The organism is Microbispora rosea (genome assembly GCF_900156315.1).
Taxonomy (GTDB): Bacteria; Actinomycetota; Actinomycetes; order Streptosporangiales; family Streptosporangiaceae; genus Microbispora; species Microbispora rosea.
Map to the genome: position 1 here is coordinate 27,612 of NZ_FTNI01000028.1, position 12,811 is coordinate 40,422.

A 12,811-nucleotide genomic window follows, 5' to 3' on the forward strand; every position below is an offset into this window, starting at 1 on the left:
CGATTCTGCGTCCAAACCTCTATCGACGGACATGCGCTGGCCGAGCAGCCGGAAGTAGTCATCCAGGCAGTAGGTCGGGATTCCTGTATGCATCAGGATCGGGCCGAGATAGGGCATGGGCATGCCCTGGAACGTCGGCATGCCCATTGCGTCCAGTGCCGCTGCAAATCCCCGACCCCAGATGGCCCGATCGTCTTGCTCCCCCTGGTATCCAATAGCGGCCCAGAGCGCAGACCAGAGTTCTCCACGCCGATAATCACGAGCAGCGATGCCCGTGACGGCGACGGCAATGCAGGCCGGCCAGCGGCGGAAGAACATCCTGGGTTCCCGTCCGCTGGCGACCCACTTCCGGTACGCCCTGCCGAGCACCGAGGCCACCTGCTTGCTGTGCGCGTCCTTGGCGTCGATCTCGGCCACGAGAGATACACCTCGCAGCTTCTTGGACCAGGCACGCTCGCGCATGTCGAGCAGTTCGGTGGCGCTGACTTTCCTTGCTGGCTTCACGCTCATTAGGCCTGCTCAGGGGAGGGATCTGCTCGGGGGACGAGACGCGGAGGCATGGGACGCGGCACCGTGGCGTAGAAAGCGTGTGCCCGCTGCACCTCGCGCTGCCAAACCGTGTGCAGCGCTTGTTCGGTCTGTGGTGCTTGGAATCCAAGAGCTTCGATGACCGTACGAAACCGCGGGTCCATCAGCCCGTCCGGCATGGTGACCAGTGCGGAGAGCATCGGCTTCAGCAGATCCGCCGGCTCATCAAGCTGGATGATCGCACTGATCCAAAGATCTGGGTCCTCCCAGGGGGTAGGGATCGCGTGCCCTCTGTGCCTGGACAACTGTGGCCAATCGATCGTCGTCTGAGCACGCGCGACACCGAGCATGACGGGCCGCATCCGATCAGCCAGGAGCCGTGCGGCCCGTTCCAGTGGTGGCGGAACGGATTGTGCGGTCTGCACAACGCTGGTGGCAGCGGGAGCGATTGGCTTGGAGGAGCCGGCTGCCGCCGGATTTTCCTCGGCCTGGGATGCCGTCAGCCACTGGGCGCTCTGGTCGAGCCGCCCCCGCTCATAGGACAGGTTTTCCTCGGGAGGCAACCGTTCCAGAAGTCGCTTCGCCTCATCGAAAAGCGCTTGGGCACCGTCAGTTCTGCCAGCCTGCTGCGCGTTACGGAGCCGGTCCACAAGGCTGCGCAATCGGCTGCGATCGCGCTTACTTTCCGGACTGGCGCCTACCCGGCTCTTTGGCAGCGCAGTTGCGTGCTGCCGCAGCCATTTTTCGTGCTCATCGAGCAAGCCGTATTGGTACCGTAGATTGAGATTGCCGGGCGCCGATGATAGCACCGTGCCAAGAGCTGTCACGTATCCACGCACTGCCGCGACGTTACCGTTATCCTTGGCTTTTTTGATCTCCAGGTTGAGATGGAGGGCCCGATCACGAACAGTCATTTGAACGCTTCTGTTGTCGACAGTATATGCCCTTGCGCGGCGTCGATACTCTTCAATCCTGCCACGCTCATGTCTGAACTTGGGAGAGAAATAGACATCGGTGGACAGCAACTCTTTGTCGGCTTCAAGCAGTCTGAGAACGAGATGGTGCTTGTCGTTCTTTGCGGCTTGACGCAGAGCGTCGATCAGGATGTTCAGCTTGTGGCGGTAAATGTCATCGCCGTCGGCCGTCTTCGTGCCTATGGTGGTTTTCACGGACGCATCAGCGCTTTTCCGGCCCACTGCGACAGCGGTCTCGTCATGCTGCTTCGTAGGCGGAGCCTGCTCGGGTTGCCCGGCCTGGACAAGACCGGCGGCAAAAATTGTCCATGCGGGCCGGGGCATTCCTTCCACCACCTTCGCGTCGACCGTGGCAGGTTCGACGAGCCGGTGCGGTGCCCCCACCACCAACTCCACGGAATCCGGGATCATCACACGAGCGGCGACCTCGGCCTGACCGACAACCGTGACGTCAGCAGAGACGCCATACCAATTCGCCGGCATCCCGGGACCGCCGATTGCTTTGGCGGCCGCCTCCCGGGGGCGGACAATGACACCCTCCACTGCGAGGGGGAATCCCGGCGTCCGCACGGCAGCGGTCGTAGCGCGAAGGGCTGTGCCGCTTGCCTTCTTCAATCGGGGTGTGACAAGCCCCTGCTCGCTGATCTCGCACTCGTCAAGGCTGCACCAGGCGATGTCGCCGTCAGCCGTCTCGGTGCCCACTTTGACGACACGCATGCCGTCCACCGTCTCGCAACGGACACGTAGCGCGTATCCGTCACGGTCGAGTAGGTACTGAGCAGTCCTGGTGGCCCTCGGCCCCAGCATCCAATCGACGTGGCCGAGGCGACTGCGGAGATCTTCGTCTTCCTGTTCCCATTCCTGGTACGAGAGATTGGCGAACTGCACCTGGACCGCCGTTCTGGGTTGGCTCCGCCGTACCAGGAGATCTGTGCACTGGCCGTCCACCATGTGCCCCGGAAACCGCTTATCCTTCGGGCCTGCGTACAGGCCAGCGCGAAGGCCACGGTGGATGTAAAGATGATCGGCGCTGTCCGCTCCTAGATGCCGACGCTGACAGACAGGGGCATTCCCGTGGATATCCGGGTAATGAGCGAAGTGACAGATTCGGTCGCCGTACAGCTTCGGCATCAGGCGCCAGCCGCATCCCCCCAGCAGTTCACCGCAGAAGAAACGTTGTGTTCCGTACTTCGCCAGATATCGCCGGGCCTCCCCCCGGTCCATCGGCAGAGAGAGCGGGTGATCAGATTCGGGGCTGCCCAGGACGGCGGTTTGTACCCGGCGGTTGTCTTGCGCCATCCATCCTCGCCAAGGTCTGTCAGGGAAATGCATCCAGCTCGGGTAAAGGAACGGGGCCGGCTGATGTTCGGCCCCGTTCCGGCGTGTCAGCGGTCCTCGAAGCCGGCCTGGTCGAACTTGAGGACGCGGGCGTTCTCGTTGACGATGCGGACCTTGTCCTCGGGGAAGCCCTCGGGCTTGCGGGCGCTGATTTCGATGCTGATCTCCAGCTCGGCGCCTTCGGCGGAGGCAAGGTGCTGGATGACCTCCTGGGCCAGCTTGGTGAAGCTCTTCTGGTAAAACTCCGGGTCGAGCTTGGCCGCGCCAAAGAACCGCACGTTCTTCGGACCGGGCTTCGGGTCTACGGGACCAGGGCCAGGACCAGGGCCGACAACCGTGCCGCCTCCGCCGGTGCCGCCCCCGCCCGGGGTGCCTCCGCCGTTGTCGCCACCTGTGCCGCCGCCATTGTTGCCGCCCTTGCGAGCGGCCTCGTCGGCCTCCCACTGGGCGAGTGCGACGTCAGGCCGAACCAGCAGCGTGTTGTCCGTGATCTGCCCGAAACGGCCTCCAGGAGGCACGACCAGCCCCTCGAAGCGCGTGCCGTCAAAGCCGGTCGCCAGCGCGAAGCCGGTGCGCTCCCAATCGATTTCGTCGAGCCCGGCCAGGACGCCGTCGTCCAGCACCTTCCGGTCGCGCAGTCGGGGGAGGTACGGATAGCGGCAGTAGTAGTCCCACAGCTCCCCAACCGAGACGTACCCCTTCTCCCAAACCCGCGCCAGCTCGTCGTCGAGGCGCTCCCGAATGTGGGACGCGGCCTGGATCACCCGGATCGCGTCCAGCGGACCCAGCTTGGCGCTGACCCGCTCCGCCAGCCGGTCCTTACCGCCGTCGGCCTTCTCCATCTGCCAGGATATGGGTCCACCGGGCTGCTGGTTGGGTACGAAGGCCCAGTAGTACGTCTCCCGGATCCGGAGGTCGACGGCCTGGTTCGCGTTGGCGAGCCGGGTGTCCACCTGTTTGGACAACTGGACGGTGAGGTCCAACTCCTCCTTACGGCCAGAGATGTCGTCCCACGCCAGGTATTCCCGGACTGCGTCCGACAGTTCTTCCATGCGCTTGGCATCGGCGGCGAGGAAGACGAGCATGTTGCGGTTTATCCGCTGGGAACTGCCCCGCGTGTCGAGGATCTTCTGTGCCAGCCCCCTCGCGGAGGACCCGTTGTCCCCCTTGGCATGGACGACCTTCGGATGCAGGATGACCAGGCGCGCGTCCCCGGTGTCGGGCAAGTCATGGCTGTCGTCGGTCACGTGTACGGCGGCGAAGTCGCCGCGCACCTTCAGCTCCTTGTTGCGAAGCCGCTGGACGATCTCCAGCCAGACGTCTTCCTGGTGCAGCCGTTCGGCGTAGTCCTTGGCCGTACGGGTGACCGACGCCTGGGTGTCGTACCAGTAGCGGGCACCGTCCACATACATATAGGTGGCCCGGTCCGTGAGCATGTGCAGCGCGGAGCCGAAGTTGCCGACGACGTCGCCGGGGATGGCCACGCCGAGCCAAATGCGTTGCTGCTCGATGCCCTTGTGCGGCTTCGTCAGGGTCGGCGCGGCACCGAGGAAGATAGTGCGGGCCAGCCGTCGCGTGAGGGCACGCTTCCCAAAGACGGTCCGCTCCTTGTCGATCTCGACAGGCGTGGCTTCGTCGCCGTCGATGTCGACGTCGATGATGGCCTTCCAGTTGTCCTGGAGATACTGCGTCAGCTCGCTGGTCACCACCGGGTCGGCGAGCGGGATCGAGCCCGGCATGATCAGCGGTCCGGCGTCCTGAGCCACCCAGAGCTTGTGGATGACCATGCTCATCAGCCGCAGCACACCACGCGTGCGCTGGAACCGGTCGAGCGTCGACCAGTCCTCGTAGAGCCGGTCGAACAGTTCCGGGTGAATCGGGTAGGCGTTAGCAATCCGCTTCTCGTACGAGGTCTCCGAGCACTCCCGGGGGAACTCGCCCTTGTGGTCGTTGTAGAACTTCCAGAACTGCTTGGCGGTGGCCGCGATCTCGCTCTTGGCCTTCGCGTCGGGCTCCTCGAACAGGCGCCGCCGGACGATTTCGAACGACTCGTGCGCCCGCGCCGGCTGCCACTGGTGGGCGACTCGGCGGATCACATACTGCAGCCGGTCCAGCGCTGCCCGACCGTTGACGCCACCGACCTCCAGGGCGCTGCCCATGATCGCGTCATCCTCCTCATCCGGCGTGGACGCCGGAATGGAGACGACGAGCAAGGCACCGGGCACCGCCTTGACCGCCTCAGTGATCGTCTGCGCGAACGTGAACTGGGTGTCGAAGGTGCCCGCCGCCAGGTCATCACGCCCGTAGAGCTGCCGCGCGTAGGCCACCCACTCATCGATGAGGATAAGACACGGCGAGTAGGCGGCGATGAGCTGCCGGAGCGCGTCACCGGGGTTCGTGTGCGCTTCGTCGGCCTCGCGGACGATCTCGTACGCCTTCCGCCCTCCGAGCTGCCAGGCGAGCTCGCCCCAGAGCGTGTGCGTGTGGATGCCGTCCTCGTGGACCTTGCCGGCGGCCGGGTCGATGTGGTTCCCGACGAGTGCCGCGCGGTTGACCTTCGTGCCGATCACGCTGGTGTCTGCCCCGGAGAGCAGGTCGACGACCTCCTGCGGGAACTCCAGCAGCGGCGTACCGGAGAAGATGTGCCACAAGGCGAGCATCGAGTGCGTTTTGCCGCCGCCGAAGTTCGTCTGCAAGTTCCAGACCGGAGTGGCGTTCATGTCCTTGCCGACCCGGGCCACTGCGCGCTGCAGCAGGTCCTTGAGTCCCTCCGTCAGGTAGGTCCTGCGGAAGAACTGGATGGGGTCGGAATACTCCTCGCTGGTGCTCTCACCGATCGACACCATGTGCAGGTCGGCCGCGAACTCCGCGGCTTCGAGCTTGCCAGCCTGCACATCGGCGTGGGGAGTGATGACATCGCGCCACGGTCTCACTCCGCTGGCCTCGATGACGGGCATCGACGTATTGGACCGGACGATCTTGCGCGCCTCGGTGTCGTAGAGGGTGCGCTGATGATCAAGCCGCAGCTTGCGCACCTCATCGGCCCGGTCCATTGCGCCAACGGCAGTCAGCAGCCGCTCCATCGTATCGAGCGCCCGATAAGTGTCGTCACCGGAGAGCGGCTGCGTGTGCGCCCACTTATTGCCGACTTCCTTCAGCTCGCCGGCGAAGTTCTGCTCCAACCGCGACAGCCGCTCCTTGAAGACCCGCCACTCCTCCACAATGACGCGGAGCAGGAAGCGCACGTCGGACTTGTCGTAGGTCCTGTGCGTGCCGTACTTGTTGGCGTCTCTCGTCTCCAGGACCTTCACCCAGTCGATGGCCCCGGGGGTGGCGAGGCTCATCATCATGTCGACGAAGGGCTCCAGCCCAGCCCCGAGCAGTTCGAGCCCGCGGCCGATCCTGTCCCTGTTGCTCAGTGCCATGTCGTCGTCAGTCCTCGTCCTCGCTGAAGTCGAACATCCCCTGGGCACTTGCCATCGGTGGGGCTGTACGGGACGCCCTCTCGATCTCCGTCCACGAAGAGCCCAGTGCATTGAACAACAGCGCCGTCTTGGCCCAGTTCCGCTTCTCACAGATGGAGAAAAGCAGGTAGGTCAGCTCCTTGGCGGTATCGAGGTCGACCCGGCTTTTGGCGGCCGCCATCAACTGTCCGGCAGCCTCGATGCCCTGCTCATCCAGCCGCTTCGCGAGATGCATGACGACCTCCCAGACCGGGATGCGATCGTCCGCCAGCGGGTCGTATACGTCCGGCAAGTCCTTCGGCCCAAAGAGTTCCACGATTCCGGCACGAGCCTTCAGCACGCCCGCCCTCTCCAGGCCATTGACGGCAGTGCCTACGGCCCTAGCGAGCACAGTCGCGACGCCAAACTCTCCCTGGTCGAAACCATGGGCCTCAAACCACTTGATACAGAAGCGGGTATCGGAGTCGAAGTCCCCTTCCTGCTCCGACAGCACCTCCGCCAGAATCTGGTTAATTAGTTTCAGTGCCTCTCGTACACGCATCGGAGAGCCATCTGGCTCGGATACCCGCCCATAGCGAGAGAACACCGCCATTCCCGGCCCAATCGCCGCCTGCGCCAGATCAACTGGAGCGATGCCGCCCTGCTGAAGGCTATGAAGGGCGGCAGGCAATTCCGCCTTGAGCGCGTTGATCAGTCCTCGTCGATCGATCACCCCTGCATCCTCCGACCTTGGTCGACAGGCCAGCACGACGGAGGATGCCAAGGCGTTACTGCCAATTCCTCTCGAGCGCCCTGCGCGTTCAGTACGGACAGGCCAGGTCCCTGTGATACTCCAACCGCTCTTGATCATTCCTTCGAGGAGCGTCTCCCATCCAGTTGAAGCCTCGCCGCCGTCGTCAGCCTCCGACTGTTTGAACGCGTAAAACACTGTAATCGGGATATCCTGAGGCGTCCCGCGCCGAATGAGAGCGAAGACTTGCCGAAATCCATCCTCGAAGAACTTAGTCGCCTGACCCTTGCCCCCATGACGGAACGGATCAGCTACGAGTTCACTTAATTTAGGCGTGAGCAGCGTACTAAGCAAATTGGGAAATATCTTACCCAGAGAACGCCTTAGCCAGACATAGAAGAAATCCGACAGATCCGCATACCCGATATTGTCGTAATATGGTGGATCGGTTGACACAAGTACGCCCGAATAGTCGCGAGATGCCGCATCGAACTGCATCACCTCAGCTCCAGGGCCTCCCGACGGAAGTACCTCGATAGCTCTCGCCAGCGATTGAGCGGCGGATTTCAGGTCGCCAGCAGCACCCCCGAATGGGCAACTTTCGGCGAAGTCCCACACCATCGGAAGAGCTTGCCGAGCGAAAGTTGAGCGCGTCGCTCCGGTTCCATGGGAGGATCTCCAAGAAACCAAGCTAGACATATCATCGGCAATCGCACTACACAGGAAGCCCAGATAAATCACAACTGCATTCGCATATGCAGTGGCGTCTATCCTTTGTTTAGCCAGCTCGGCGTCTGCGAGCACCTTCTCAGCTACATTAGCGACAAGATCACTGAAAGTAGAAAGCGCGACGAGCTGACGATTAGTGAAGAGATCTGCCCACCTAGTCATCCCATAACTCTGGACGCGGAAACCCAGGGCCTGCTCGGGAAGCTCTCCATCCGGTGCATCATCTGGGCGGGAGATATTTGCAGCAAGCTCATGTTCCTCAGTTGGAGCAAGGTAGTAGCGTGTACGAGGGCCTTCGGCTGCCATTGCCATGAGTTGCGCGCCCATCCGTCCTTCTTTACCTTCCGCGCGTATATAGGTTAGCGGAACCGGAGTATCGCAGATCACGCAGACCGCACCCGTTCGACCAACGCTGCCTTCTCTTGGCTGTCCTTTAGGACCACGAATCTCGAAGCGGACGCGCCTGTCTTCGACGATCGGTTCTACGTAGCGCTCCTTGCCCTTCTTCTTACTGAGCCAAAATGATCGCGCCAATGGCATAGTGCCGCCGCAAGCGGGGTTGGGGCACGTGATGGTGCGTGCCCAGATCCAGGCGATAACACTGGCCTTAGTGCCGTCCTCTAGACGAGCCTTGGGATAGAGATGTCCGATACGTTTCTCGGCCTCATCGCGCATCCACTGACCGTAACAACGAACATCCTCGGCCAATCCAGTCACGCCAGGCCAATTACCCATCCGAGAATCAGCAGACCCAGGGAAGACCGGAGGCTGCCCCGCCCACTGCGGCGGAATCTCGAGGAGGGCCTTGTTGATAAGGACCGCGACCGGGTTCAGATCAGAAGCGTGGGCCGCAAGCCCGAGGCGCTGGGCCTCCAGTGGAATCGAACCGCCGCCGGCAAAGGGGTCGAGGATCGGCGGCGGGTTGCCGTCACAGGACTTGAGGATCTCCTCGTACGCCTCCCTGTAGAGGGCCTTATCGTTGATGTTGTCCCAGTCGACAAGCCGCTCGATGATGTGGAAGAGTCGCTTGCGCTCCAGGATTTGGTCTTCCTCGGTCGGGAACTCGTCCGGGCGCGACGACGGGTCGTCCACGAGCTGAGCGAAAAGCACGGCGCGGCAGGCGGCCAACGGCCGGCGGGCCCACCACAGGTGCAGGGTGGACGGGTGACCGTGGCGGATCGACTTCTCCCGGGCTGATTGCTCATTGATGGCCTCAAGCGGCAGCGCGACCTCGATCAGCTTCTTCTTCGGGGTGCCGCCAGAACCGGTTGCGGGGGTCATACCGGTGCTCCTCCTCGTGCCCATTCCTTGTCCCAGTCGCCACGCAGGTCGGTGGCGGCGAAGTCGCCAAAGTCCATGTCGCGGAAGGGGTCCACGACATACCGGACTTCGTCATGCTCAGGTACGTCCGGATGCACGTTTACCAGTGCGAGCCGAAAGTTCTGGCCGGAGTTCTTACCTGTCAGGACTTCCGTACGTGTGACGTGGAAGTCCTTCGAACCGTTTACACGGCCTTTCACTTCGATGAAAATCCAGTGCCCGTCGACCGTTTTCGAGCGGACGTCGTAGCCGGGGTTGTTATGCGGCATTTCCTCGGGAATGCGGCCCAGCTTCCGCTCCTCCGCGAGCACCCGATTGACGGCCCGCCGCTCGGTCTCGGCCGTGTCCCGCGCGTACGCCTCGGGTGGGCCCTCGCGCAGGCCTCCCAACCGGTCGAGCAGGCCTTGCGGGACGACCAGCGCGCCCCCGGCCACCCGTGGTGGCCTGACCTGCAGCAGCTCCGTCCGGTTGAGGTCGTCCATCCGGCGCTTGAGCCGTGACTCCAGTTCGCGGGCCCGCCGGTAGGCGGTCTCGGGGCGGATCTTCAACGTCTTGCCCACCTGCTCGGCGTCGAGCAGGTCTGCGTGCCGGGCGTCCCAGTAGTTGATCTCCTGGAGCAGACGCTGCCGGACGAACCGTCGGGTCCGTTCGGTCTCGGCGGAGACGCGTGCCCGCAGGTCGTCCACGAACGACGCCAGACCGTTCTCGATCGCCCAGCCGATGGCGAGGTCCTCTATGCCGCCCGCCAGCCAGCTCTCCGCGAGGACTCCGGCGACCAGCCGCCGCTCCGCCTCCAAGGCCGGCGCGTAGTCGAGGTACAGTGCGGCGCCCGCCGTACGCGCGGACAACCTGCCGATCTCGACGAAGTCGAACCGCTTGCTGACGACCTGGTCGTGCCCGTCGGCGATCTCCTGGGAGACCGCCACCAGCACGTGCGGCTCCTCGGCAATGTCCCGCCGGTCGACCAGCACCGCGCCCTGCTTGAGCTGCGTGCCGTACCGGTCGATGACCAACGAGATGACCGCGTCGAGCAGCGGGTGACCGGGAGCGAGCAGGTCGGCGCGGGGCATACCCGCCGGCCGCACCAGTTCGCGGTCGAACGTGACCCGCTCGTAGCGGCGCAGCACCGGCACGCCCACCCGGATCTGCCGGTCGTGCTCGACCAGGTCACCGGGCACGTGCGTGATCTCGTACCGACCTGACTCACGCTCCTTGATGCGCCCCCCGAGCAGTGTGAACGCCGCGATGAAGAACGCCTTGATGTAGTGCGGCTGCAGCCGCCGGGCGCGGGCCTCGTCCATGCGCAGCCGCCACTCGGCCACGTCGGTCTCGTCGAGCCTGTGGTGCTCCAGGGCCCGCTCGGCCATCAGCTTGTCGAGGCCCTCCCCCACCGAAGCGTCGATGACCTGGTTGAGCCGGTCGCGCACCTCGGGCTGGTCGCCGTACTGGATGGCCTCCATGAGCAGCTTGCGCAGCGGCTCGCCCTGGAACGCCTCGCCGAGGACGTCGAAGACCTTGCCCTTGTACGCGCGGCGCTGCTCGTCGATCTTGTCAAGCAGCCGGCGGAAGACCGCGCCCTCGCGGGTGTCCTCGGCCACGAGGTTCCACAGGTGGCAGACCTCGGTCTGGCCGATGCGGTGGATGCGGCCGAAGCGCTGCTCGATCCGGTTCGGGTTCCACGGCAGGTCGTAGTTGACCATGAGGTGGGCGCGCTGGAGGTTGAGACCTTCGCCCGCGGCATCGGTGGCGACGAGGACACGGCAGTCCTTGTCCTGGGTGAACAGCTCTTTGATGCGCCGACGCTGGTCGCGGGAGACGCCGCCGTGGATGGCGACCACGGCCTCCTCCCAGCCGAGCAGGCCGCGAATGCGCTCCACGAGGTATTCGAGCGTGTCTTTGTGTTCGGTGAAGATGATCAGCTTGCGTGGGCTGCCGTCGTCGTCCCGGATCAGGGCGTTGCTCTGCAGCAGCTCCGACAGCTCGGTCCACTTGCGGTCGGTGCCGGAGTTCCGCACGCGGCGGGCCACCTCGACCAGGTCGACGAGGATGGCCAGCTCCTTGTCGAGCTCGGCGATCGTCTGGGCGGTCGTCGCCGCGTCCACGACGTCGTCCTCGATCTGCTCCAGCTCGCCGCTCGGCAGGTCGTCGAGGTCGGAGTCGAGGTCGCCGACGTCCTTGCCCAGCATGGCGGCCAGGCGCCCCTTGAGCTGCCCCTCCATCGGGCTGCCCTGGGTGGCCAGCTCGTGACGGAGCTGCTGGAGGCGCTTGTGGCGTCGTTCGAGCGACTTGAGGATCGCCTCGGGGCTGGATGCGAGGCGGCGCTGCAGCACGGTGAGCGCGAAGCCGACCGTGTTGCCGCGCCGGCCCTCACCCTGCGCGGCGAGCTGCTGAGCCCTGCCCATCTGCTCACGGACGTATTCAGTGACGACCTCGTACAGCTCACGCTCGGCGGGCGACAGGAAGTACGGGACAGTGTAGGCGCGGCGCTCGGGGAAGAGCGGCTTGCCCTCGAAGGTGAGCAGGTCCTCCTTGACCATGCGGCGCATCAGGCCGTTGGTGTCGGCCGAGCTGATGCCCTCGCGATACTTGCCCTCGAACCGGTCGGAGTCGAGCAGGCCCATGAAGAGCTGGAAGTCGGCCTCGTTGCCGGCGTGCGGGGTGGCGGTCATCAGCAGCAGATGGCGCGCGTGGCGGCCGAGCAGCTCGCCGAGCTGGTAGCGCCTGGTCTTCTTCAGCTCGTCGCCGAAGTAGTGGGCCGACATCCGGTGGGCCTCGTCGACCACGACGAGATCCCAGTCGCTCTGCTTAAGTTGCTCCTGCAGCTCCTCGTTGCGGGAGAGCTGGTCCATGCGGGCGATGAGCAGCGGGTAGCGCTCGAAGACGCTCTGGTCGAGCTGCGCCTCGGCGAGCTGGCGGGTGAGCAGCTCGAATCGGAGGCCGAACTTCTCCTGCAGTTCCTCTTGCCACTGCTCGACCAGCCCGCCCGGCGCGACAACCATGCATCGTTCCAAGTCACCCCGGAGCATTAGCTCCTTCATGTACAGACCGGCCATGATGGTCTTGCCAGCACCGGGGTCGTCCGCCAGCACGAAGCGCAGCGGGGTGCGGTTGATCAGCTCGCCGTACACCGCCTGGATCTGGTGCGGCAGCGGCTCCAGGTCGCTGGTCGTGACGGCGAGCATCGGGTCGAACCTGGCGGCCATGCGGATCCGCAGCGCCTCGGCGGCGAGCTTGAACAGCGCACCGTCGGCGTCGAACCCGTATTCGGCTGATGCCTTGCGCAGCATCAGCCGCGACTCGTGGTCGCGGTAGAGGAGCTGGTCTTCGACCCGGCCGGTGCTCATCCGGTAGGTCAGGTTGACCGCGTTCGACCCGTACCACTTCACGGCGACGACGCTCACGTCGTCCCCAGGGACCACTCCGCTGACCACTGCGCCGGGAGTCAGCTGCTCAAGCCTGACGCCCGTCACTTTGCCCTCGCCGGCAACGGTCGCGGCCGACACTTCACGAAATTGCCAGCCTTTCCACGAAAATCGTAAGAAGATAAATTTTCTACATCGTGTCGCACTTTTGCGCAATAGCTTAGTTAGTGACGCTAAGGAACGAATCCGGACAAAACGCCCCTGGATGTCAAAATGTGACACCAACCCTTTGGGTTGGTGCAGCCACAACGCAGCCGATGGCTCAAGCGGAGCCTTGTGGGCCACTCGAACGAAAGGTCAAACGCG

Annotated in this window: 4 protein-coding genes; all 4 read right to left on the bottom strand. The window is 64.1% G+C overall.

Annotation, left to right across the window (positions count from 1 at the left end):
• Positions 1 to 509: 509 nt before the first annotated feature.
• Complete coding sequence (locus BXA11_RS42535) at positions 510 to 2,801, bottom strand: hypothetical protein (protein ID WP_143734618.1); 2,292 nt, start codon at positions 2,799 to 2,801, stop codon at positions 510 to 512.
• A gap of 86 nt (positions 2,802 to 2,887) precedes the next feature.
• The gene (locus tag BXA11_RS31445; RefSeq protein WP_308441081.1) at positions 2,888 to 6,376 is read right to left on the bottom strand and encodes a Swt1 family HEPN domain-containing protein; all 3,489 of its coding nucleotides are present in this window, start codon (positions 6,374 to 6,376) and stop codon (positions 2,888 to 2,890) included.
• Positions 6,273 to 9,044, bottom strand: coding sequence for a DUF1156 domain-containing protein (locus BXA11_RS31450; RefSeq protein ID WP_076440370.1), 2,772 nt, complete (start codon positions 9,042 to 9,044; stop codon positions 6,273 to 6,275). The genes BXA11_RS31445 and BXA11_RS31450 overlap by 104 nt, the downstream gene beginning before the upstream one ends.
• The gene (locus BXA11_RS31455; protein ID WP_076440494.1) at positions 9,041 to 12,553 is read right to left on the bottom strand and encodes a helicase-related protein; all 3,513 of its coding nucleotides are present in this window, start codon (positions 12,551 to 12,553) and stop codon (positions 9,041 to 9,043) included. The genes BXA11_RS31450 and BXA11_RS31455 overlap by 4 nt, the downstream gene beginning before the upstream one ends.
• Between the last annotated feature and the right edge of the window lie 258 nt (positions 12,554 to 12,811).

What these genes read in the sequence shown, in the direction of transcription:
- BXA11_RS31445 (WP_308441081.1), bottom strand. Translation starts at nt 6,376, where the DNA reads ATGCACTGGGCTCTTCGTGGACGGAGATCGAGAGGGCGTCCCGTACAG.
- BXA11_RS42535 (WP_143734618.1), bottom strand. Translation starts at nt 2,801, where the DNA reads ATGGCGCAAGACAACCGCCGGGTACAAACCGCCGTCCTGGGCAGCCCC.
- BXA11_RS31450 (WP_076440370.1), bottom strand. Translation starts at nt 9,044, where the DNA reads ATGACCCCCGCAACCGGTTCTGGCGGCACCCCGAAGAAGAAGCTGATC.